Here is a 23,294-nt window from a genome sequence, read left to right as displayed (position 1 = left end):
CACAGATAAAGTGGAATTGGAGCGGATTATCAAGTCCGCCAAATGTCACCTATGCTGGGTCATCGTTTCGTTTTGCGATCGATTTTCCTGCTGACACGCCACTGTCGGATCGGTGACTTGAACGAGGACGACTATCGCTCTAAGAGGAAAATCGGTGCGGCGGACGTGATCTGCAGGTGGTCCTTCGGACTCATGATGGCGGCATATCCAATGATGGATAGCTTTGAATACCCCGATGATGGAAGAGTCTGATAGTACGACCGGCGGCTTCTACGGTCGTCGCCTCAGCCAGCACCTGGGAATGGAGGGTGACTGCCTGCTGCGCATCAAGCGCGAAGGGCAGTTGGCACTGGCGATGACCCGGCTGACCTGCTCTCAATTCGTTCGGGAGCGGACCGCGGTCATTCCTTCCGAACCGGCCTTCAGCATCCTGCAACAGCTCGGTGACCTCGATCGGCATTCCTGTTGGCTCGCTGGACGACCGAGATATTCGGGAGCTTTCGGTGCGGGGACCGTGAGCGTCATCAATCTGATGGACAACCCTCAATGTGAGTTCAAAGGCCCGTTCGATGCCGTTCAATACTACGTGCCCCAGACGGCCCTCGACGAGTTTGCCCGTGAGCACGGGGCCAAACCGATCTCGACGCTCAAATGGAGCAGGGATCAGCGTGACCCCTTCCTGTCGACCCTGTCCAGCGTTCTGCTCAGTGCGGTGGAGCAGGATCCGACGAGCAATCAGCTCTTCGTCGATCAGATCGGGTTGAGTGTTCTGGCCCATTTCGCCCAAACCTATGGCGGAATGCGCCCACAAGGAAAAGCTGCGGGTGGAGGCCTTGCCCCCTGGCAGGAGCGTCGCGCCAAGGAAATCATGCGAGCGCGTCTCGCCAGCAATCTGACGATTGCCGACGTCGCCGCCGAATGCAAGTTGACGCCAAGCCACTTCGCCAGATCGTTCCGGCGCAGCACGGGCGTTGCCCCGCACGAATTCCTGTCCCAGCTTCGCATCGACGAGGCGAAGCGCCTCATGCTGAGCACCAAGCTTCCGCTCGCCGACATTGCACTGATCTGCGGCTTTGGCGACCAGAGCTACTTCACCCGGGTGTTTTCCCGCAACGTGGGGGCCAGCCCCGGAGCATGGCGAAGGGCCCGCTCCGAGGGCTGACGCAAGCAGGATCCTGTCTCAAGCGGGTCGGATCATGTCGCGGGCGTAGGCCAGGCCGATCCCGTATCCTCCGGCATGAGATTCGACGATGGCGCGTGCGCCATCGTAGGTTTCGTGCCTCGTCCAATCGCGCTGCATCTCGAGCAGAACCTGGATCCAGGATGTGAGGCGGGCGCCTGCGGCCTGCATCCGGCCGAGAGCCAGTTCGTGACTCGCAGTCGTCAATCCTCCGCAGGCGTCGCCGACGACGTAGACTTCCAAGCCGGCTGACAGTGCAGAAAGCACCGCGAACGTCACGCATGCCTCGGTCAGCAGACCCGAAACGATCAGGCGGCTTCGACCGGTGGCCAGAACGGCCGCGCGCGCCTTGTCGTCTTCCCACATGCTCATGCTGCGCCGGTCGATCGGCTCGACGCCTGGAAGCGCCGCCTTGACCGCCGGCATCAGCGGCCCGCTGTACACTTTCGTCGCCGAGGTGGAGGCGACGACCGGCAGGCCGAACACGGTCGCGGTCTTCGCGAGCGCGACCACGCTGTTCATGAGAACCTGCCGGTCGATCGACCCCACTCCGAAAGCCAGGCCGGCCTGTTGGTCGATCAAGAGCAGGGCGCAGTCCCTGGGCTCGAGCAGATGAAGCGGATTCGGGGCCATCGACTTTCTCCGGTTAGGCCTTCAGGAACGCGAGGAGGTCTGCGTTGACCTGGTCGGCATGCGTCGTCGCCGTTGCGTGCGGAGCGCCCGGATAAATCTTCAGCTTGGCGCCCTTGATCATCTCGGCGGCCAGCTTGCCCGTGTAGGGGAACGGCACGACCTGATCGTCCTCGCCGTGAATCACCAGGGTGGGCACGTCGATTTTGGCCATGTCTGGCCGGAAGTCGGTTTCCGAGAACGCGGTCACGCAATCGATGGTCGCCTTGACCGACGCCTGAAGCGCGATCTGAAGGGTCTGCTTGAAGACGCCTTGCGACACCTTCGTGCCGTGGTTGGTGCCGTAGAAGAGGGGGCTGAAGTCGTCGAGGAATTGCGCACGGTCCTTCACCAGGCCGGCCTTGATGCCGTCGAACACCGACTTGTCGACACCGTCATGGTCCGCGGTCTTGACGAAGAGGGGCGTCACGGCGCTGAGCAGGACGAATTTGGCGACCCGCGACGTGCCGTGCCGCGCCACGTAGCGCGCGATGTCTCCGCCGCCCATGGAGAATCCGACCAGCGTCACATCCTTCAGGTTGAGATGATTAACGATGTCAGCGATGTCGTCGGCGAAGGTGTCGTAGTCGTAGCCCGTCCAGGGCTGGCTCGACCGGCCGAAGCCCCTGCGGTCGAACGCCACCGTTCGATAACCGCGCTCGGCGAAGAAAAGCATCTGCGCGTCCCACATGTCCGCGCTGAGCGGCCAGCCATGGCTGAACAGGATCGGCTTTCCGCTTCCCCAGTCCTTGTAATAAAGCTCGGTGCCGTCCCGCAATTCAAGCAAGGCCATCGTTCGCTCCTGTGACGAATTGATGAAAACCGAACGGCATTCTGCAAGGCGGTTCGGTCCTCCTGCCCGCAAGTTTGCGGATAGGGCGCGGATTGGCTTGCACGATCTGCGCGTCGTTTGGACATGCTGGCGATCTCCGACCGGCGCTGCGGACATGCGCCCGGCAATTCGCCGCACGTGAATGATCATCGCGCCGAAATCCAAGCCGCGACGAAATCGTCCAAGCGTTGGCCGGCGTTCAGGGTTCACGATACAGCCGCCCATCCATCCCCTTTCGCTCGATCGCTCATGCCGATCGCAAGGAGAACTTCTCGATGTCGAAACTCGATATGCTCACCCCCGACAACAGCGCGATCGCTCTGATCGACTACCAGCCGGCCATGTTCCAGGGCGTTCAATCGCATGACCGCCTCGTCACGGTTAACAACGTCCAGATCCTGGCAAAGGCCGCGAAGCTCTTCAAAATTCCGACCGTGCTGACCACGGTGGCGCGGGATTCCTTCTCCGGCCCCTTCATGCCGGAAGTCGCCTCGCTGTTTCCGGAGCACGACATCATCGACCGCACGTCGATGAATTCCTGGCTCGACGCGAACTTCCGCAAGGCGGTGGCTGCCACCGGTCGCAAGAAATTCGTGCTGGCCGGTCTCTGGACCGAGGCCTGCGTGATCTTTCCGACCCTGGACATGCTCAAGGAAGGTTACGAGATCTACATTGCCGCCGACGCTTGCGGCGATCTCTCGCTCGAAGCCCACAACCGCGCCATGGAGCGCGCCATCCAGGCAGGAGCGGTTCCCATCACCTCGTCGCAATACGCCTACGAGCTTCAGCAGGACTGGGCGCGCAGCGAGACCTACGAAGGAATGATGGACATCCAGCGCGCGCATTCGCCCTACGGAATCCAGATCCGCTTCTCGAAATGGGCACTCGGCGAACATGCCTCCGAAGGGGGCGCGAAAGCCGGCTGAACCTCCTCCAATTGCGGATCGCCGTGATGAAGATCTATCTGTTGTCCCTTGGCGCCGGCCTGTTGGTCGGCGTCATCTACAGCCTTCTCAACGTGCGCTCGCCCGCGCCGCCGCTGGTCGCGCTGGTCGGGCTTCTTGGCATCCTCGCCGGTGAGCAGATCGTTCCCGTGGCCCGGCAGCTGTTGTCCGGGCACGGGCTGGCGTCGGCGTGGCAGCAAGCCAAGTGCGCCCCACACATGTTCGGCATGCTGCCCGGTCGTCAAAACGACCAATCGAAAAATGCCGCCTCGGTGGACGGCCAGGAGAAACATTCATGAGCTCCGCACCCGATATCATCCTGCATCGTGGTCTGTTCACGACGCTCGATCGCTCGAACCCGGCGGCTTCGGCGGTCGCGATCGCCGATGGCCGCTTCGTCGCGGTCGGGCACGATCATGACGTGATGAAGCTGGCGGGGCCGTCCACGAAGATCGTCGATCTCAGGGGACGGCGCGTGTTGCCGGGCCTGATCGACAACCACCTTCACATCATCCGCGGCGGTCTGAACTTCAACATGGAGCTGCGCTGGGACGGGGTACGCTCGCTCGCCACTGCGATGGATATGCTGAAGCGGCAGGTCGCCGTCACGCCACCGCCGCAGTGGGTCAGAGTGGTCGGCGGATTCACCGAACACCAATTCGCGGAGAAGCGGCTTCCGACGATCGACGAGCTCAACGCCGTCGCGCCCGACACGCCGGTCTTCCTGCTGCATCTCTACGATCGGGCCATCCTGAACGGCGCGGCGCTGCGGGCCGTCGGTTATGCGAAGGACACGCCCGAACCGCCGGGCGGCGAGATCATGCGCGATACCAAGGGCAATCCGACGGGTTTGCTGCTGGCCAAGCCCAACGCCAACATCCTCTACGCGACCCTTGCCAAGGGCCCGAAACTTCCGTTCGATTATCAGGTCAATTCGACGCGTCATTTCATGCGCGAATTGAACCGGCTTGGCGTCACCGGTGCGATCGACGCCGGCGGAGGATTCCAGAACTATCCCGACGACTACGCCGTCATCCAGAAGCTGAGCGACGAAGGCCTCCTGACGATACGACTCGCCTACAACCTTTTCACCCAGAAGCCCAAGGGCGAGAAGGCAGACTTCCTGAACTGGACGAAAACCTCGAAGTACAAGCAGGGTGACGACTATTTCCGGCACAACGGTGCCGGCGAGATGCTGGTGTTCTCGGCGGCCGACTTCGAGGATTTTCGGGTCGCGCGTCCGGACATGCCTGCGGAGATGGAAGGCGAGCTCGAGGAGGTCGTTCGGGTCCTCGTTCAGAACAAATGGCCGTGGCGTCTCCATGCCACCTACGACGAGACGATCTCACGGGCGCTGGACGTTTTCGAGCGGGTCAATCAGGACATTCCCCTGGAAGGGCTGCACTGGTTCTTCGATCACGCCGAGACGATCTCGGACCAGTCGATCGATCGCATCGCGGCGCTCGGCGGCGGCATCGCCGTGCAGCACCGGATGGCCTATCAGGGCGAATACTTTGTCGAACGCTACGGGGCGGGAGCCGCCGAGGCGACGCCGCCGGTCAAGAAGATCATCGACAAGGGCGTCAAGGTGTCGGCCGGTACGGACGCGACCCGCGTTGCGTCCTACAACCCGTGGGTCTCTCTGTCCTGGCTCGTCACCGGCCGGACCGTCGGCGGGTTGCGCATCACGCCCCAGCGCAATTGTCTGGATCGCGAGACGGCGCTGCGGATGTGGACCGAAAACGTGACGTGGTTCTCGAACGAAGAGGGTAACAAGGGTCGGATCCAGGTCGGCCAGCTCGCCGACCTCGTCGTCCCGGACCGCGACTACTTCTCGTGCAGCGAGGCCGAGATCGCCGATACGACTTCGCTGCTGACCATGGTCGGAGGCAGGATCGTCTATGGCGCGGGAGACTTCTCCAAGCTGGAGAGCGTCACACCGCCGCCCGCCATGCCGGACTGGTCGCCGGTCCGCCGCTTTGGCGGGTACGCGGCCTGGGCCGACGACACGGCAAAGACGAAGGATACCAGCCTCGCGATGAAGGCCATGCAGATGTGCGGCTGCGCCAATTCCTGCGGCGTCCACGGACACGACCATGCGGCGGCCTGGTCGAGCCGGTTGCCGGTCTCCGACCTCCGAAGCTTCTGGGGCGCGCTGGGGTGCGCCTGCTGGGCGGTCTGACATGCCTGCCGCAGCCACACCGAACCGGATCTCCGTGATCCTGCGCTGGCCGCTTCTGTGGCATGCGGCCAGGCTGGCCCTGGTATCGGCCTATCTGCTCGGCGGCTTCATCAAACTGCTCGATTTCGCGGGCGCGGTGGCCGAGCAGGAACATTTCGGCCTGTATCCGGGCTGGCTGTGGGCGACCGCCGCTATCGTGGTCGAACTCGGCGGGTCTCTGCTTGTCGTCGTGAATCGTTTCGTGTGGCTGGGGGCCGGCGGGCTCGGCATCCTGACGTTCGTCGCGATGCTCACCGCAAACGCGTTCTGGACCATGGGCGGCCATGAGAGATTCATGGCCACGAATGCCTTCTTCGAGCATCTCGGCTTGATTGCGGGCCTTGTCATCGTATCGATTCTGTCCAATGAGACTTCGCATCACCCGGACCGGGCGCCGCGATCTCAATCCGTCCAAGGAGTTTCCTGATGAAATCAACACGGATGTTCGCTGTCGTGGCGTTGGCGGCGGCTGTCGCGGTGAGCTCGCCGGTCGTCGCCAGGGAAGCAACGAAGTCGAAGGAGCAGGCTGTTGCCGTTGCCCCGCAATACGACACAACGCACGTCTACGTCGCGCCTGAGGACGTGGACAAGTTCGTATCCAGTTTTCTGGCCACGTTTGGCGGCAAGAGCACCAAGCAGGTGGTGGCAACCGTAACGCCCACGCCGAGCAGCACCACGTCGCAACTGTTGCAGACGCCTGTCGGCACCGTCTCGCTGTTCGGCTTCAAGACGCCCATCCCTTATCCTTTCGGGGCCGAACGTAACGGCTACCTCGTCGGCGACATGGACGAGGCGATCAAGGCGGCCCGCGCTGCGGGGGCTGACGTGATCGTCTCCACCTTCCCGGATCCCATCGGGCGCGATGCCGTGGTCCAGTGGCCCGGCGGCGTCAACCTCCAGCTCTACTGGCATACGACGAAACCCGACTACGCTCCCTTCGAGCGGATTCCGGAGAATCGCGTATACGTCTCGCCCGACAGGGCCGCCGCCTTCACCCGGAGTTTTCTTGCCTTCTCCCGCGGCAAGGTCGTCTCGGACGACGCGAAGGCGCCCGGCGTCGAGATCGGAAGACCCGATTTGACCTACCGGCGCATCCGGATCGAGTCCCCATTCGGGAAGATGGTCGTGTTGGTCACCGACGGTCATCTGCCCTATCCCTACGGTCGGGAGACGACGGGTTATGAAGTCGCTGACCTCGCAGCCACCCTCGGCAAGGCGAAGGACGCCGGCGCCACGGTGCTGGTCGAATCCTACACGTCGAGCAGCCGGTCTGCTGCGTTCGTCATGTTCCCCGGCGGGTACGTCGCCGAGATCCACTCCCTTGGCCCGAAGAGTGCATCGCGGGCGGACGCCAAATGAGGTGACGTCCGCCGATGCTGGCACGGGGCGATATGCGCAACTTCTGGATCGTTCTGACGCTTGCGACCCTTGGCGCCGGCGTCGGGTTCGCGCGGGCCGAGGACGCTGCGGTCTCCAAGCGGCCGGCGATCCAGGCGAACCGCTGGGCAGAGGACTGGTCGGTCCTTGCCGATCCCAGGTTGCGTACCGAACCGTTTGACGGGCTCAAATACATCCCGCTTTGGGCCACCGATCCGAAAAGCTACGTCTCGCTGGGGGCGACGCTGCGCGAACGCTTCGAGACCAATAGCGCAGCGGCGTTCGGCACCGGCAACACGTCCTCGGACAGCTATCTCATACAGCGTTTGCAGGTCCACGCCGACATTCATTTCAACGAGAACTGGCGCGCCTTCGTGCAGCTCGAGGACGATCGGGCCTTCGACAAGCTCAGCATCTCCCCTGTCGACCAGGACCGTGCCGACCTTCGTCTTGCCTTCCTTGAATACGTCAACACGTTCTCCGGCGGAACGCTGAAGGCACGCGTCGGGCGACAGGACTTCGCGTTCGACCTGCAGCGCTTCGTGTCGTCGCGGGACGGGCCCAATGTCCGGCAGTCGTTCGATGCGCTCTGGGCCGACTGGGAAACCGGCGTCTGGCGCTTCATCGGCTTCGTCAGCCGCCCCGTCCAATACTTCGACGTTCGTCCTTTCGACGACACCTCGAACGACAACTTCCGCTTCAGCACGCTCCGGGTCGAGCGGAAGGTCATGGGTGACAACGAGCTGTCGGGCTACTACTCGCTGTACGAGCGGAAGAGCGCCAGATATCTCGATGCATTGGGCGACGACCGCGTCATGATCTTCGCGCATGCGTTTCATGCGCGAAGAGGTGTCGCGCCACCATGCTTCGATGACCTGACGTTCGCAGAGCAGCGTCGTGCCGATCCCGCCGGTGAAGCTGATCCAGGCCTCGAAGCATTTTTCGGGTACGGCGGTCAGCACAGGAATACCGGCGGCGATGGCGCCGGCTAGCTCATCGCGCAGGCCCCGTCCGGCGGCTTCCTGCTTGGAGAATTTGTTGATCACGATGAGGTCGACATCCTGCGCGATCGCGCTTGCGACCGCGACGGATGCGTCGGCAAGACCGGCGGCATCCAGTTTGCACGCCATGGCGCCGCTGCCGAGCGGCTGGCAGATCGAGATCTCGCGGCCGGTCATGAGGTCGATAGCCTGCATGCCGACCTGGCAGCCGCTTCCGTCCTTGATGTTGCGTTGGACGATACCGCCAATGCGTTCACCCGCCCGCACCAGGTCTTGCGCGAAATCGGCGAGCAACGTGTCGAGGTCGTCTTGCGGCCGGTAGAGAATGGCGGCAACGCGGTTCGGGTCTATCTCGGCGAAATCAATAGGCATGGCTGTGGTCCCTGCTTCGCTTCGTACGCCGGTATCCTGAGTTGAGCAATGGTCGAGCTGCCCTGGCGCCGTCGGCCCCATATTACCGATCGCGCAACCGGATGCCCGGACCAGTGAAACGCCCTTGACCTGGGCGAAGACGGCCATGCCGTCCGATAGTCCAAGCAAATCCCGCGACCGGCTGCTGATGCGCGAAAGGATCGGGGCGCCCGATCCATCAGAGTCGAGCCCGAGCACGATCGTGACCTCGCCTGCGCCAGGCGGCGATTGTGTGACAATGCGCGCGGGCAGAATGTTGAGGATCGAGCTCTCCGAGGGCCGCGCCCTGACGATGCTGACGTCGCTTGCCGCGATGCGGAGCCGTTGCCGTGCGCCGACGGCGATGCGATGTGACGGCACATGCAGCAGGCCGCCGTTGACGGCGAGCGTGAGCAGACCGTAACGCTCGTCATAAGCCTCCACCAGGCCATCGATGCTGACCGCCGCGTCGCGGCTGTACGCCAGTGGCAGTGCAGGGTCGCTTTGCAGGATATGGAGCGGCCCTGCGCCAACGACGCGCCCGCGCTCCATCAGAACCAGGTAGTCGGCAAACCGCTCGATTTCAGCCATGTCGTGACTGATGTAGAGAACGGGCAGCGAAAGCCGTTCATGCAGGCGCTCGAGAAACGGCAGGATCTCGTTCTTGGTGGTACGGTCGAGCGCGGCCAACGGCTCGTCCATCAGCAGCAGCCGCGGCTGCGACAGCAGGGCGCGGCCGATCGCGACCCGCTGACGCTCGCCACCGGAAAGGCGGTGCGGCGAGCGGCCGAGCAGCGCGGTGAGGCCGAGCAACTCCACCACCTCGTCGAAGCCGATCGACGTAGCGGCAGCCTTCGGCGCGCCGTAGAGCAGGTTGCCTCGCACCGAGAGATGCGGAAACAGGCTCGGCTCCTGAAACACGTAGCCGACCGGCCGCCGATGTGCCGGCCGGAACGCCATGCCGTCCTGCCAGATCTCGCCGTCGATCGCGCAAAAGCCGTCGGACAGGCGCTGCAGCCCGGCAATGCAGCGCGCGATCGTGGTCTTGCCGCAGCCGGACGGGCCGAAGATCGCGGTGACGCCGGTGGCGGGCACGCTCAGGCTGGCATCGAGCACGAAGCGTCCCAGCCGACCGCGAAAGGCGGCGTCGATACGACCGCGCCCGTCGGCCGTCACGAGGCGGTCCTGGCGCTGTGCCTGTCGATCAGCGTCATCGTCAGGATCACCGCAAAGGCAAAGATCACCATGCCGCCGGCGAGCAGGCTCGCTTCCCGCCAGCGCGAGGCCTCGACATAGTCGAAGATCGCGACCGACAGCACCTTGGTGCGGCCGGGAATGTTGCCGCCGATCATCAGCACCAGACCGAATTCGCCGACGGTATGCGCGAAGCCGAGCACGGCGCCGGTGAGAAAACCCGGCCGCGCCAGCGGCACCGCGATCGTCCAGAACGCGTGCCAGGGCGAGGCACGCAAGGTCGCCGCGACCTCCAGCGGCCGCTCGCCCATTGCGGTGAAGGCGTTGCGGATCGGCTGCACCACGAACGGCATGGAATAGACCACCGAACCGATGATGAGGCCCTCGAAGGTGAAGGCGAGCGTGCGTCCGCCCCACAATTGCGCGATCCATCCGCCTGGCCCTTCCGGGCCAAGCAGGACCAGCAGATAGAAGCCGAGCACGGTCGGCGGCAGCACCAGCGGCAGTGCGACGATGCTCGCGATGATCTCGGTCCACCAGCCCTTGGCGCGCGCCAGCCACCAGGCCAGTGGCGTGGCCAGCACCAGCAGGATCGCGGTCGAGATCGCGGCGAGCTCGACCGTCAGCAAAACCGACTGGCGGATCTCGGTCGACCATATCTCCATGCGCTTCAGCTCTGCCCGTCCAGCACGTAGCCGTATCTCTCGATGATGGAGCGTGCCTCGGGGCTCCTGAGGAAGGCGATGAACGCGCTGGCGGCTTCGTTCCCGGCGCCGCTCTTCAGCAGTACCGCGTCCTGGCGGATCGGATCATAGAGCGCCTCCGGCACCACCCAGCGCGACCCGGCATCGCGGCCGGTCAATTGCGACAGCGCGACGAAGCCGACCTCGGCGTTGCCGGTCTCGACGAACTGATAGGCCTGGGTGATGGTCGCGCCCTCCACCAGCTTCGGCTTGAGGCTTTCGTACAGGTTGAGCGACTTCATGGTTTCCACGGCGGCGAGCCCGTAGGGCGCCGCGGCCGGATTGCAGATCGAGAGTTTTGCGAAGGCCGCAGCCTTCAACGTCTCTTCGCCCGTCACGATGCCGGGTGACTTGCTCCACAGCACGAGCTTGCCAATCGCGTAGGTGAAGCGACTGTCCGGGACCGCAAGGCCGTCCTCGACAAGCTTCTTCGGGCGCGAATCGTCGGCGGACAGGAATACCTGGAATGGCGCGCCCTGTGTGATCTGCGTGTAGAACTGTCCGCTCGCACCGAAGCTCAGCACCGCCTCGTGTCCCGTCTTTTGCTTGAAGACGGCTGCGATCTCCTTCGCGGCTTCGGTGAAGTTGGCAGCCACGGCGACGTTAGTCTGCGCGGCTTGCGCCGGCGCGGATGCGAGCAGCAGGCCCGCAAAGAAGGCGATCGAGCGAAACAGTCTCATGATGAACTCCAACGGACGGCAACCGCTTCCGCAAAGCCCGATTGCTGCGAGGCGCCGGCCATTGCAGGCTCAGCAATCGGCGTGCCGGATGCGCGGACGAAGCTTGGTGTGCGCCTTGCAGGAACGGGCGTTGAAAGAGCGGGGTTTCCGCCCAGTGCCGCGGCGGGACTGACTATCTGTGTCGGATTTCCGACAATGTGGTCGGCAAGCTGACACGATCGAAGGGAAGCACAATATGGCTACCGTTGCATCGCGCGCCGAGCTCGAACGTTTACTGGAAGACGACGTTCCATACGGTGATCTTACCACCGAGGCACTGGGGATCGGCGCAGTTGACGGCGTCATGCGTCTTTCCGCGCGCGCGCCGATGGTGCTCGCGCTCGCCGAGGATGCCGCCAAAATCATCGAGCTGTCTGGCTGCAGCGTCGACCTTTGTGCCGCATCCGGCTCGGCGCTGCAGCAGGGCGCGCCGATCCTTGAAGCGTGCGGTCCGGCCGCGGCGCTGCTCAAGAGCTGGAAGGTGGCGCAGACCTTGATCGAGATCTGGTCAGGCGTGGCCAGCGAGACCCGCGCCATCGTCGACGCGGCAAGGGCGGTCGCACCAAATATTCCGGTTGCCTGCACGCGCAAGAACGTGCCGGGTACCAAGCGCTTTGCTGTGGCGGCCGTGAAGGCCGGCGGGGCCGTGATGCACCGGCTCGGCCTCTCGGAGACGGTGCTGGTCTTTCCCGAGCACCGGGCCTTTCTTGGCCAACAGCCGCTGTTTCAGACGGTTGAGCGGTTGCGCCGGGCGGCGCCAGAGAAGAAGCTCGTGATCGAGGTGAATACCGCTGATGCCGCACTTGCCGCAGCGGTCGCCGGCTTCGACGTGATCCAGGCCGAGAAGTTTTCGCCGGCCGAGGTCGCTGCGTTAGTCAAGCGCGTAGCCGTGATGGCGTATACGCGCGAACGTCCCATCATCGCCGCCGCCGGCGGAGTCAATGCGGCTAATGCCGCGGCCTACGCAGAGGCTGGGGCCGATATCCTGGTGACTTCATCGCCCTATCTTGCGAAACCGAAGGATGTGCTGGTGCGGATCGCGACTACCGATGACAAGGTGTCCTCTCTTCATGCGCACTGTCAGGTAAATTCAACGCCTGGTGACACAAACCGCCTGCGAGCGTGAGCATACTCTCCTCGTTCAATGGTTCTTCAGGCTGGAAGGCCTCGATCTCCTTCCTCTGACGCACTCTCGTTGCGCGATGCTGCATGGGCAAGGACCGCCTTGGCGGGTGCTGCCAATCGTTCGCTATGAGTGTCAAACTATGTTTGCGCTATTGGCTACTTGGTTTCCGGATCGCGCATTGCAGTCTTAAAACCTCAAGAATACGGCTGAGACCGTTTCTTCTTTGAAGACATTAGCTTGCGTCCAATTGCGAAGCGCGTCCGCGGAGGACCGCTGTCTGGCCCGAATGTTGCCCTTCAGTATGACGGGTTTAGAAAAAGATCATACGAGGGGAGTGCTGATCTTGGCCAATGCGCATCGACGGAGCGAACGGTCTCGGACTGCTTCCTGTGCCGGTCCCGCTGTTCTCTTCGGTGGGCTTATCACCGCCAACATCGTCGCATGGGCCTGGGCTTTCGCGCTGTTCGCCGACCGGCCTGTGGTGATGGCGACCGCGCTGCTCGCCTGGGTGTTCGGCCTGCGCCACGCTGTGGATGCCGATCACATCGCGGCCATCGACAACGTCGTGCGCAGCCTGATGCAGACGGGCGGTACGCCGCGATCGGCCGGCCTCTATTTCGCGCTCGGCCATTCCAGCGTGGTCGTGGTCGCGACCATGCTCCTCGCGCTCGGCGTGGTGAGCCTTGGCGGTGATGGCCTGCTCAAGGAGATCGGCAGCTTCATCGGCGCATCGGTGTCGGCGCTGTTCCTGCTGGTGATTGCGGCCATCAACCTCGCCATCTTCGCCAGCCTGTGGCGGACCTTTCGCAAGGCGCGCGAGCAGGGCATTCGTGACGCCGCCGGGCTCGATGCATTGCTGGCTCATCGCGGTATCCTGGTGCGCTTGCTCGGCCCCATGTTCCGCCTGGTGACAAAACCCTGGCACATGTATCCGCTCGGCTTCCTGTTCGGGCTCGGTTTCGACACTGCAACTGAGATCGGCCTGCTCAGCATCTCCGCCTCTGAGGCCGCGCGCGGCGCTTCGCTCGCCGACGTCATGGTCTTTCCCGCGCTGTTCGCCGCCGGCATGGCACTGGTCGACACCGCGGACTCGACGCTGATGGTCAGCGCTTATCGCTGGGCCTTCGTCGATCCCATGCGAAAGCTCTGGTACAACCTCACCATTACGGGCGCTTCCGTCGCGGTCGCGCTGTTCATCGGCGGCATTGAGGCACTGGGCTTGATCGGCAACCGGCTCGATCTCTCCGGCGGTGTGTGGACGCTGATCGACGCCCTCAACGAGTCGCTCGCCAATGTCGGCCTCGCCGTGATCGCGTTGTTCGCGATCGCCTGGCTGCTCTCGATCGTGCTCTACCGCCGCCTAATTGCGGGCAGCTCGGGCCTTGCCGACACGGAAGTCCTGGAATGCGCTGATGCGACCGAGGCGGTCTGAGTCTTGCCGACGCTGCGGTCCGCCGACGGTACTCTCAGCCCTCTGGCTCCTCGTGGTTGACGGCAACGCCTTCGCACAGAGCGATGGCGGCCTGCGCGAACTGCCGCCGGTCCAGATTTTTGCCGGCCAGACACCGCGTCACAAGAGGCCGCCCGCGTCGCGGCACGCCGGCACATCGACACGGGCCGGTCATCGGATCTTTGTGTATCCGGCAGCAGCGCCAGCGTCGGGCACCCGCAGTGTCGCCTCCGGCCCAGAGGGGCCGCCGGGCATGGCCAGCGCGCTCACCGTCTCCGGCGAAGAGCTCAATGCGCGCCCCTTCACGCGGCCGGGCGAGGTGCTCGAAGCCGTGCCGGGGCTGATCGTGACCCAGCATTCCGGCGAGGGCAAAGCCAACCAGTATTTTGTGCGCGGCTATAATCTCGACCACGGCACCGATCTCGCAATCTATGTCGACGACGTCCCCGTCAACATGCGCACCCACGCGCACGGCCAGGGCTATGCCGATCTCAACTGGCTGATCCCGGAGACCATCAGCGCGATGGACGTGCGCAAGGGCCCGTACTTCGCCGACGAGAGCGATTTCGCCTCCGTCGGCAGCGTGCGCATCGGCCTGATCGACCGCACCGAGAAGGGCCTCGCACAGGTGACTGCCGGCAGCTTTGGCTATCGGCGTCTGCTCGGCATGGACTCCGCGAAGCTCGGTGAGGGCGCGGTGCTCGTCGCCGGCGAGATCGGCACCTACAACGGCCCCTGGGACAATCCGGACAATGCGCGCAAGCTCAACGGTCTCGTGCGTTTTAGCCAGGGCACCGCGACGGATGGCCTGACCGTCACCGGCATGGCCTATGCTAACAAATGGAATTCCACCGACCAGGTGCCGCAGCGCGCGATAACGAGCAGCTTTCTCGACCGGTTCGGCTCGGAAGACTCGACCGACGGCGGAAACACCAACCGCTTCGCGCTCTCGGGCCGCGTCGCGCAGAGCGACGAGCTCGGCTCATGGAAGGCCAATGCCTATGTCGTGAAGAGCCAGCTCGATCTTTTCAACAACTTCACCTATTACCTCAGCGATCCCGTGCTCGGCGACCAGTTTCACCAGCACGACGACCGCCTGATGGCCGGCGCCAATATCTCCCGTACACTGAACGGCTCGTTTGCGGGCCTGCCGATGCAGACCACGGTCGGCCTGCAATCGCGCTATGACGCGATTGATCTGGCGCTGACCAACACGGTCCACCGCAGCTACCTCTCCAGCGTCCGCAGCGACAAGGTCGGCGAAGGCAGCGTCGGCGTCTACGCCGAAAATACCCTGCGCTGGACCGATTGGCTTCGGACCACCGTCGGCTGGCGCGGTGACTATTATGCCGCCAACGTCATCTCGCTGTTCAATTCCAACAACTCCGGCCACGCTGATGCCTCGCTCGGCAGCCCGAAATTCCGGATGGTGCTCGGTCCCTTCAACCAGACCGAATTCTTCCTCGGCGCAGGCTACGGCATGCACTCGAACGACGCCCGCGGCGCCACCACGACGGAAGACCCCAGCGATCCCGCCACAAAGCTCTCGCCGTCGCCGCTACTGGTGCGCACCAGGGGCGCTGAGGTCGGCGTTCGCAGCAGGATCATTCCCGGCCTCGACACCTCGTTCAGCGTCTTCATCCTCGACCAGGATTCCGAGATCCTGTTCTCCGGCGATGCCGGTAACACCGAGGCGACCCGCGCCAGCCGCCGCTATGGCTTCGAGTGGACCAACCATTGCCGGCCGCGATCCTGGATCGATATCGACGCCGATCTGGCGATGACCCGTGCGCGCTTCCGCGGCTATGACAGCGACCAGGCGGAGGTCTACGCCGCGCTCGCCGGCTATCCGGAGGCGCAGATCGGCAACGCGCCCGGCAATTACATTCCGAACGCGCCGCCGATGGTGGCGTCCGCCGGCATCACGCTCGGCGAAAAGACCGGCTGGTTCGGATCATTGCGCTGGCGCTATCTGGCGGCGAGCCCGCTGACGGAAGACAATGCGTTCCGCTCGTCAGCGACCGGCATCTTCAATGGCCGCCTCGGCTACCGCGCTGACAATGGCTGGCGCATCCAGCTCGACGTGCTCAATCTGTTCGACGCAAGAGCGAACCAGATTACCTATGCCTACGGTTCGTTGCTCAAGACCGACGCGCTGTACAATCTCTGCACCGGCGGCGTTGCGCCCGCCGCGGTCTGCCGGAACGGAGTGATGGATTACGTGCTGCATCCGGTCGAGCCGCTGTCGTTCCGCTTGACGGTCGCGGGGACGTTCTAGCTAGTCAGGTCGGGAGTCGCGAAAGGTGCGCTCGCCGGTGATGATGGCGGACAGCATGCTCTGGCGCGACATGATTTCTTCGCGCAGCGCGGCGTAGATGTGCAGGATGACGAACACCACGATGAACCACATGCCGAGATGATGGATGGTGTGGACGTCCTGGCTGTTCGGAAAGATCTTGAACACCCAGCCGAAGAAACGATACCACAGGCTGTCGATGCCAGCGCCCTCGGCATAAAGGGCAAATCCGGTCATGATCATCCCGACCATCGCGAGGATGAACAGGAACATCGCGGTATTGGCGAGTGGGTTATGGCCGACATATTTCTTCGGGTAGCGCACCAGGAAGAGATACCAGCGCAGCTCGTATAGAAAACCCCAGCGCCAGATCCGGTTGTAGAACGGCAGCGCGAAGAGTTGCCGTGCATAAGCGTTGCCGACGATCGCCCAGTAGATGCGATAGAGGAAGGCAACGGCAAGCGCCTGTCCCGACGCGAAATGGATGAAGCGGATATAGCCCATTGTGTACCAGTTGGAAGCCTCTCCCGGCATCGACGGCAGCGGCGAGGCGATCAGATAGCCGGTGATCACGAGCATGGTGATGAGCGCGGCATTAAGCCAATGCCAGATCCGCACCGGCGCTTCGTACACATAGATCGATTGGCGGCTCGTCCCCGCGGCGCCGATCGCATCGAGCGTGCCGGGAATCTCGGAAATCTCAGTCATCGATTGCTCCTGCCCAAAAGCGATCCGACGCAGGAACAAACGAATCAGCTCACTCTTTCCGACAATATCGCGCGCGCTCTCTTGCAAAATCCCCGCCGCGAAAAAAATTCGTACAGCGCTTATGCGCCGCATGATGCGTCGAAATGGAAACATGTTTTATCTCATGCTGGAAATTCGCCTTTCAGGCCTTGCTTGAAACTGCTTGCGGTTTCTTCATCGCAAGCGGCGCAGTCGTTCAATTTGCACGCGGCGCAACGCTGAGCGTCGCCGCGTTGGAGGCTTCGTTCGCTGCGGAGCAGCAGTTTTCGATTTACCGATGATTAGGGGAGTGGCCGCATCGTCGCATCATTGCGAGCTTTCCGAGAACGGGTATTGCGAAATGAATCTGAGCTTCGTTGCACGCGTTTTTGCCCGGGATGGGCAGTCGATGTCAGGCCTATTTCACGGCCATGGGCGGATGAACGCCGCCGCCATGAGTCTTCCCAAGAGCGAGCCGGTCTTCGCCAACGTGTCGATCCGGGCAAAGATCATGATCGGCTTTGCGGTCGTGCTGCTGCTGTCGGCCGTCACCATGGCCGGCGCCTGGTTCGGCTATGAGAAGATCCTCGACGGCTTCGGTGTCTACCGGGTTAGCATGTCAGAGTCCGACTACGCGCGCGAGATCGACAGTTCCCTGTCCGCCTATCAGAGCAACGCGCGTTATTTCGCCATGGCTGGCACCAAGGAGGCGGAATCTGCGGCCGAGGAGGCGAGGCGAAGGCTGGAAGGAGCCATTACCGCGGCCAAGACCGAGACCTCCACCTTGAGCTGGCAGCAGTCCATCAAGGAGCTGTTCGAGGCCTATCGCGCCTATACCGACGCCTTCAACAAGGTGCTGGCCTTGCAGTCGGAGATCAGCCGGTCGGGTACCGTGATGGAAGATCAGTCGCGTGCGATCAAATCCATCCTTGCGGATGCGAAGGTATCGCCCGGCGATGCTGATGAAATCGGAGGCGCGCTCAACCGCTTTGAGGTCGTTGATCTGCTCGCAACCGCCGAGCTGAAGCGCCATGATGACGCGCTGGCGCAGGCCGCCGCGCAACGCCTCGAGACGATCAAGCGCCTGGTCGATCGCGGCGCGTTGCGCTCGATGGACGCCATCGGCGAGAAGGCGCTTGCCGATCGTCTCGCCTTCTATGGCGAAAGCGTCGCACGCGTCGTGGCGTCCGCGCAGGAAATCGACCGCCTCGTGGAAAGCATGTGGAAGCTGCGCCATAGCCTGTCGGGGGCGGCGAGCTCGCTCAAGCGCGTGGCACTGGCCGAGCAGGCCGAGGCTGAAAAGAAGACGTCGGAGCAGATCGCCAGCGGCCAGTCGGTCGTAGTGGCGCTGGCGCTGGCATCGATCGCCATCGGCCTCGTGCTGTCCTTCGCTGTCGGACGCGGCATTGCGCGTCCCGTGATCGCCATGTGCGCTGCCATGACGGAACTCGCCCGCGGCAGGCACGAGATCGTGCTGCCGGGCCTCGGCCGCCGCGACGAGGTGGGCAAAATGGCCGGCGCCGTCGAGATGTTCAAGCGCCAGGCGATCGAGCGCACCGAGCGGGAGGCGGCCGAGATCGAGGAGCGCAACAGGTCGGCAGCGGAGCTTCGCCGTTCGGAGCTGACGCGATTTGCCGGCACGTTCGAGACCGCGGTCGGCGACATCGTCAACGACATATCGAGCTCGGCCCGGCAACTGGAAGCCGCCGCCTCGACGCTGTCGCGCAATGCGGAAGCGACCGGCGACTTGACGACAGCGGTGGCTGGCGCTTCCCGGGAAGCGGTCGGCAGCATCCGTTCGGTCGCCGCCGCCGCCGAGGAACTGTCGCTTTCGATCAACGAGATTCGCTCACAGGTGCGCAACTCCAACGACATCTCGGAAAGTGCGGTGCAACAGGCGCGGGACACGGACGTGCGCATTGCCGCATTGTCCGAGGCCTCGCACCGGATCGGCGACGTCGTAAAACTGATCACGGCGGTCGCGGAGCAGACCAATCTGCTGGCGCTCAACGCCACGATCGAAGCGGCGCGTGCAGGCGATGCCGGCCGCGGTTTTGCGGTGGTGGCCTCTGAGGTGAAATCGCTCGCCAGTCAGACGGCGCGCGCCACGGAGGAGATCGGCGCGCACATCCAGGGCATGCAGCAGGCGACGGGTGAATCGATCGCGGCGATCAAGACGATCGCCGGCACGATCGGGGAGATCTCGTCGATATCAGGCTCGATCGCGACCGCCGTCGATCAGCAGACGACGACGACGCAGGAGATCGCGCGCAGCGCCCAGCATGCGGCCTCCGGTACCGGTCAGGTCTCGACCAATCTCGAACAGGTCAATCGCGAGGCAACCGAGACCGGCGCGGCCGCCTCCGCCGTGCTGCAATCGGCCCGCGGCCTGACCGAGGCCAGCCAGCGCCTGCGCGTCGAGCTCGACGGTTTCATGGCCAATGTTGCCGCAGCCTGAGGTCGGCCTATCCTGCCAACAGGTGATTGCAAGAGCATGGGTGTGTTGTGGTAGTGAATGGCGAGGTTCGCGGTACACCGCGGCCTGAGAGCGCCTACCCAAGGGACCACCGATGAACCGTGACCTCGATCTCGCCGGTTTTGAGCTGCACCCGCAGCGTGGTGCGGTGCTGGGCGAGGTGCATGCCCGCCCGTTCACCCGGCTGACGGCGCCGCTCACCGTGCTGCGCTTTGCCTTTCTCAGCCAGGGCGAGGTTGCCGCCGCCAATCGGCAGAAGTTTGTCGCGTTCTGCACGTCGCACGGGCAGGAGCCGCCGGATGAAGGAACGAAACATCATCAGGTCGCTATCGGCGCGATCCAGCTGCGCTGGGAGCAGCACTCGGAGTTCACCACCTTTACCTGGATCCTCGGCAACGCGGATACGTCCGCTCGGAGTTTCGGCGAGATCGGCGATGGGCCCGCCGCATTGATACGCTCCCTGTCGCAGTCCGGCCAATTGCTGGTCGCGGTCAAGCTCGGGGTCGAGCAAACCTCGGCGGCGCTGGAGCGTGCCCAGGAGGTTTTCGAACGAGGCAGCCTCGCGATGGCGGCGGTCCGCAGCGGATCTGCCGTGGTCGCCTCCGACTTTCGCGCGGACGACCATGGTTTTGTTCGCATCCTCATCTGCAACGACGGCCTGTCGCCGGGCCGCTTGGGCGCTCTGGTGCAGCGCGTGCTGGAGATCGAGACCTATCGCACGCTGGCGCTGCTCGGCTTGCCGGCTGCGCTCGAACTCGCACCATCGGTCGATCACATCGGGCGCCGACTGGTCGAGGTGCTCGAGGAGATGCAGGGTGCGGAGGGCCTCAAGCTCAACAATCACCTTCTGACCGAGCTGACTGCGCTCGCCGCCTCGCTCGAGCGCGGCGCCGCCGGCAGCCTGTTCAGGTTCGGGGCCAGCCGGGCCTATTACGACATCGTGCAGGCTCGACTTGGGGTGATCGAAGGCGGCGAGATCGCAGGCTATCCGACCTGGTCGTCGTTTCTCGCCCGCCGGATGGCGCCGGCGATGCGGACCTGCGCCGCCCTGGAGGAGCGTCAGGCCAATTTGTCGATCAAGCTTGCGCGCGCCGCCGACCTCCTGCGCACCCGCGTCGACGTCGAATTGGAGGAGCAAAATCGTGACCTCTTGCGTTCGATGAACGAGCGCACCAAGCTGCAATTGCGCCTGCAAAGTACGGTCGAGGGCCTGTCGGTGGCAGCGATCGGCTATTACGTCGTCAGCCTGTTCGGGTATCTTGCCAAGGGCGCGCATGACGGCGGCGTACATGTCGAGCCGTCGCTGGCGACCGCGCTGTTCGTGCCGGTCGCTATCGGCGTCACCTGGATTGTCACGCACCGGATTCGCCAGCGGCACTTGAAGCATGACGGCGCGACGTCGGGTGGGCATGATTGAGTTCCCTCAAGCCAGAGCCTTGCTCTTGTGCTACGAGCGACGGATGCTTGCGGGCTAAGGAGGAGCCATGAGCCGATCGGATGGGACGACCAACGTGCTTTGGCTGCAGGGAGCCAGTTGCGGCGGCTGCACCATGTCGATCCTCGAAAGCGGCGCCTCCGGCTGGTTCGACGAATTGAGGCAGTTCGGCATCAACCTGCTGTGGCATCCGTCAGTGAGCGAAGAGACGGGCGAGGAAGCGGTCGAGGTGCTCCAGTCCGTTCTGGACGGCAAGGTGCAGCTGGATCTGCTCTTGCTGGAAGGCTCCGTCGCCCGCGGCCCGAACGACAGCGGCCGCTTCAACATGCTCGCGGGCACCAACCGCTCGGTCTATCGCTGGATGCTCGATCTCGCGCCGCTCGCCGACTACGTGATCGCGGTCGGAAGCTGCGCTGCCTATGGCGGCGTGCCGGCCGCGGGATCGAACCCGACCGATGCCGTGGGGTTGCAGTTCGAAGGTTCCGACAGCGGCGGCGCGCTGGGCGCGGGCTTCCGTTCGCGACTCGGTCTGCCCGTCATCAATGTCGCGGGTTGCGCGCCGCATCCTGGCTGGATGATGGAAACCATCCTAGCACTGACCAGCAAGGATCTTGCCGCGACCGATCTCGACGGTTACGGACGGCCGAAATTCATCGCCAATCATCTTGCCCATCACGGCTGTTCGCGCAACGAGTTCTACGAGTTCAAGGCGAGCGCCGAGACGATGTCGGAGCGCGGCTGCCTGATGGAGCATCTCGGCTGCAAGGCGACGCAGGCGGTCGGCGACTGCAACCAGCGCTCCTGGAACGGCGGCGGCTCCTGCACCAAGGGCGGCTATGCCTGTATCGCCTGCACCTCGCCGGGATTCGAAGGGGCGCAGAACTTCCTGGAGACCGCCAAGCTCGCCGGCATTCCGGTTGGTTTGCCGACTGACATGCCAAAGGCCTGGTTCGTCGCGCTCGCGGCATTGTCGAAGTCGGCGACGCCGCGGCGCGTGCGGCTGAATGCGACCGCCGACCACGTCGTCGTGCCGCCGGGCCGTTCGACGGCCAAGGGCAAGCCATGACGCGGATCACGATCGGCCCGTTCAACCGTGTTGAGGGCGATCTCGAAGTCCGCCTCGACGTCGAGAGCGGCCGCGTCATGCGCGCCGAGGTGACGGCGCCGCTCTACCGTGGTTTTGAGCAGATCCTGGAGGGACGGCCACCGCTCGATGCGCTGGCGCTGGCGCCGCGGATCTGCGGCATCTGCTCGGTCTCGCAATCGGTCGCGGCGGCTGCCGCCCTGCGCGACGCCATGTCGATCGAGGCTGCGCCCAACGGGCTGCTCGCCACCAACATCGCCCATGCGGCGGAGAATGCGGCCGACCATCTGACCCACTTCTATATCTTTTTCATGCCCGACTTTGCCCGCGAGGCCTATGCGGCGCACAGCTGGCACTCGGAGACGCGCGAGCGCTTTGCAGCAACCCGCGGCAGCGCAGCGCGCGATGCCCTGCCGGCGCGGGCGCGGCTGCTCGAGACCATGGGCATCATCGCCGGGAAATGGCCGCATAGCCTCGCGTTCCAGCCAGGCGGCTCGACGCGCGCCATCGACCTTGGCGAGCGCGTCCGGCTGCTGTCGATCACGACGGCCTTTCGAAGCTTTCTCGAGCGTGTCGTCTTCGCGGACTCGCTCGAGAATGTGCTGGCGATTGCCTCCGCGGACGAGCTGGATAGCTGGCGCGACGGCCGCGGCGGCGATTTCGCCCATTTCCTGCGGCTTGCGGACAGTCTTGCGTTGACCGGGCTCGGCAGGGGCACTGGCTTGATGATGAGCTACGGCGCCTATCATGGCGTCGACGGCGAGTTGTTTCCACGCGGCCTGTTCGGTCCGTGCGCCACGATCGAACCGCTGCCGCTGACGCAGATCACCGAGGACGTCTCGCACGCCTGGATGCGGGATTCCTCCGCGGATCCCGCCCATAGCAGCACGGTTCCGGATCCCGACAAGCCGGCGGCCTATAGCTGGTGCAAGGCGCCGCGGCTGTCGGGCCAGCCGATCGAAGTCGGCGCGATCGCGCGCCAGACGGTGGCCGGTCAGGCGCTGATCACTGATCTGGTCGCGCGCGACGGCACCAACGTGCGCAGCCGCGTGATCGCCCGGCTGATCGAGACCGCGCGCATCGCGCTGGCCATGGAGCAGTGGACGCGCGCGCTGCGATTGTCGGAGCCATTCTGCAACAATGCGCGCGAGATCCCCGACGGAAGCTATGTCGGGCTCGTCGAAGCCGCCCGCGGCAGTCTCGGGCACTGGATGGCGGTAAGCCAGGGTAGGATCGAGCGCTACCAGATCATCGCGCCGACCACCTGGAATTTCTCGCCGCGCGATTCCTTCGACGTCGGCGGCCCGCTGGAGCAGGCGCTGGTCGGCACCGATGTCGGCGATGCCGGCCCACGTGCGGTCGCGATCCAGCACATCGTGCGCTCGTTCGATCCCTGCATGGTGTGCACCGCGCACTGACCGGAAACTTCGT

Annotated in this window: 19 protein-coding genes and 3 pseudogenes; 15 read left to right on the top strand and 7 right to left on the bottom strand. The window is 64.1% G+C overall.

The window, feature by feature from the left end; all coding sequences use genetic code 11:
* Nucleotides 1–235: 235 nt before the first annotated feature.
* Nucleotides 236–1,162 (top strand): helix-turn-helix domain-containing protein, encoded by a 927-nt coding sequence (locus tag BJA_RS35255; protein WP_011089700.1) that lies wholly within the window; start codon nt 236–238, stop codon nt 1,160–1,162.
* Between the two features lie 18 nt (nt 1,163–1,180).
* Here the strand turns inward: BJA_RS35255 and BJA_RS35250 are convergent, their stop codons facing one another.
* Both BJA_RS35250 and BJA_RS35245 read right to left on the bottom strand, forming a co-directional pair.
* Entirely contained in the window at nt 1,181–1,813 is a 633-nt protein-coding gene (locus BJA_RS35250) for a hydrolase (protein WP_011089699.1), read from the bottom strand.
* Between the two features lie 13 nt (nt 1,814–1,826).
* Nucleotides 1,827–2,642: an alpha/beta fold hydrolase gene (locus BJA_RS35245; RefSeq protein ID WP_038965612.1), complete on the bottom strand. Its 816-nt coding sequence runs from the start codon at nt 2,640–2,642 to the stop codon at nt 1,827–1,829.
* A gap of 314 nt (nt 2,643–2,956) precedes the next feature.
* On the opposite strand from BJA_RS35245, the gene BJA_RS35240 reads away from it, so the two are divergent.
* The 6 genes and pseudogenes from BJA_RS35240 to BJA_RS43315 form a co-directional block, all read left to right on the top strand.
* Nucleotides 2,957–3,607 (top strand): hydrolase, encoded by a 651-nt coding sequence (locus tag BJA_RS35240; RefSeq protein WP_011089697.1) that lies wholly within the window; start codon nt 2,957–2,959, stop codon nt 3,605–3,607.
* 26 nt (nt 3,608–3,633) lie between these two features.
* Nucleotides 3,634–3,924, top strand: a complete 291-nt coding sequence (locus BJA_RS35235; protein WP_038965613.1) for a XapX domain-containing protein — start codon at nt 3,634–3,636, stop codon at nt 3,922–3,924.
* Entirely contained in the window at nt 3,921–5,807 is a 1,887-nt protein-coding gene (locus BJA_RS35230) for an amidohydrolase (protein WP_011089695.1), read from the top strand. Before BJA_RS35235 ends, BJA_RS35230 begins: the two co-directional genes overlap by 4 nt.
* Nucleotide 5,808: 1 nt before the next feature.
* Nucleotides 5,809–6,273: a DoxX family protein gene (locus BJA_RS35225; protein WP_011089694.1), complete on the top strand. Its 465-nt coding sequence runs from the start codon at nt 5,809–5,811 to the stop codon at nt 6,271–6,273.
* Nucleotides 6,273–7,205, top strand: coding sequence for a hypothetical protein (locus BJA_RS35220; RefSeq protein WP_028174182.1), 933 nt, complete (start codon nt 6,273–6,275; stop codon nt 7,203–7,205). Before BJA_RS35225 ends, BJA_RS35220 begins: the two co-directional genes overlap by 1 nt.
* A 32-nt stretch (nt 7,206–7,237) precedes the next feature.
* Nucleotides 7,238–8,068, top strand: a pseudogene (locus tag BJA_RS43315) (alginate export family protein); the annotation flags it as partial.
* Nucleotides 8,069–8,143: 75 nt separating this feature from the next.
* On the opposite strand, the pseudogene BJA_RS43310 reads toward BJA_RS43315, so the two are convergent.
* The 4 genes and pseudogenes from BJA_RS43310 to modA all read right to left on the bottom strand — a co-directional run.
* Nucleotides 8,144–8,596, bottom strand: a pseudogene (locus BJA_RS43310) (DUF2478 domain-containing protein); the annotation flags it as partial.
* A 105-nt stretch (nt 8,597–8,701) separates the two neighbouring features.
* Nucleotides 8,702–9,790, bottom strand: a pseudogene (gene modC, locus BJA_RS43305) (molybdenum ABC transporter ATP-binding protein); the annotation flags it as partial.
* Complete coding sequence (gene modB, locus BJA_RS35210; RefSeq protein WP_011089690.1) at nt 9,787–10,473, bottom strand: molybdate ABC transporter permease subunit; 687 nt, start codon at nt 10,471–10,473, stop codon at nt 9,787–9,789. The pseudogene modC and the gene modB, both read right to left, overlap by 4 nt.
* A gap of 5 nt (nt 10,474–10,478) precedes the next feature.
* Nucleotides 10,479–11,231: a molybdate ABC transporter substrate-binding protein gene (gene modA, locus BJA_RS35205; RefSeq protein WP_011089689.1), complete on the bottom strand. Its 753-nt coding sequence runs from the start codon at nt 11,229–11,231 to the stop codon at nt 10,479–10,481.
* A gap of 235 nt (nt 11,232–11,466) precedes the next feature.
* Here modA and modD point away from each other — a divergent pair, with 235 nt between their 5' ends.
* The 3 genes from modD (at nt 11,467) to BJA_RS35190 (ending at nt 16,124) form a co-directional block, all read left to right on the top strand.
* Nucleotides 11,467–12,396, top strand: coding sequence for a ModD protein (modD, locus tag BJA_RS35200; protein ID WP_051000265.1), 930 nt, complete (start codon nt 11,467–11,469; stop codon nt 12,394–12,396).
* A gap of 286 nt (nt 12,397–12,682) precedes the next feature.
* Entirely contained in the window at nt 12,683–13,828 is a 1,146-nt protein-coding gene (locus BJA_RS35195; protein WP_011089687.1) for a HoxN/HupN/NixA family nickel/cobalt transporter, read from the top strand.
* Nucleotides 13,809–16,124 carry a TonB-dependent receptor gene (locus BJA_RS35190; RefSeq protein WP_011089686.1) on the top strand — a complete coding sequence of 772 codons (2,316 nt, stop codon included), beginning with the start codon at nt 13,809–13,811 and terminating at the stop codon, nt 16,122–16,124. The genes BJA_RS35195 and BJA_RS35190 overlap by 20 nt, the downstream gene beginning before the upstream one ends.
* Here BJA_RS35190 and cybH read toward each other — a convergent pair whose 3' ends face one another.
* A complete protein-coding gene (cybH, locus tag BJA_RS35185) occupies nt 16,125–16,850 on the bottom strand; it encodes a Ni/Fe-hydrogenase, b-type cytochrome subunit (RefSeq protein ID WP_038965636.1) in 726 nt (241 codons plus the stop codon).
* Nucleotides 16,851–16,853: 3 nt separating this feature from the next.
* Between cybH and BJA_RS42705 the strand changes: the two genes are divergently transcribed.
* The 5 genes from BJA_RS42705 (at nt 16,854) to BJA_RS35165 (ending at nt 23,281) form a co-directional block, all read left to right on the top strand.
* Nucleotides 16,854–17,111, top strand: a complete 258-nt coding sequence (locus tag BJA_RS42705; RefSeq protein ID WP_162494148.1) for a hypothetical protein — start codon at nt 16,854–16,856, stop codon at nt 17,109–17,111.
* A gap of 166 nt (nt 17,112–17,277) precedes the next feature.
* The gene (locus BJA_RS35180; RefSeq protein ID WP_236842126.1) at nt 17,278–19,326 is read left to right on the top strand and encodes a methyl-accepting chemotaxis protein; all 2,049 of its coding nucleotides are present in this window, start codon (nt 17,278–17,280) and stop codon (nt 19,324–19,326) included.
* 112 nt (nt 19,327–19,438) lie between these two features.
* The gene (locus BJA_RS35175; RefSeq protein ID WP_011089683.1) at nt 19,439–20,761 is read left to right on the top strand and encodes a DUF3422 domain-containing protein; all 1,323 of its coding nucleotides are present in this window, start codon (nt 19,439–19,441) and stop codon (nt 20,759–20,761) included.
* Between the two features lie 67 nt (nt 20,762–20,828).
* The gene (locus BJA_RS35170; protein ID WP_011089682.1) at nt 20,829–21,845 is read left to right on the top strand and encodes a HupU protein; all 1,017 of its coding nucleotides are present in this window, start codon (nt 20,829–20,831) and stop codon (nt 21,843–21,845) included.
* The gene (locus BJA_RS35165) at nt 21,842–23,281 is read left to right on the top strand and encodes a nickel-dependent hydrogenase large subunit (RefSeq protein ID WP_011089681.1); all 1,440 of its coding nucleotides are present in this window, start codon (nt 21,842–21,844) and stop codon (nt 23,279–23,281) included. Before BJA_RS35170 ends, BJA_RS35165 begins: the two co-directional genes overlap by 4 nt.
* The last annotated feature ends 13 nt before the right edge of the window (nt 23,282–23,294 follow it).

The sequence above is a fragment of the Bradyrhizobium diazoefficiens USDA 110 genome (genome assembly GCF_000011365.1).
GTDB classification, from domain to species: domain Bacteria; phylum Pseudomonadota; class Alphaproteobacteria; order Rhizobiales; family Xanthobacteraceae; genus Bradyrhizobium; species Bradyrhizobium diazoefficiens.
Note: the sequence above shows the minus strand (reverse complement) of the source record. Positions and strands in the feature narration are given on the sequence as shown.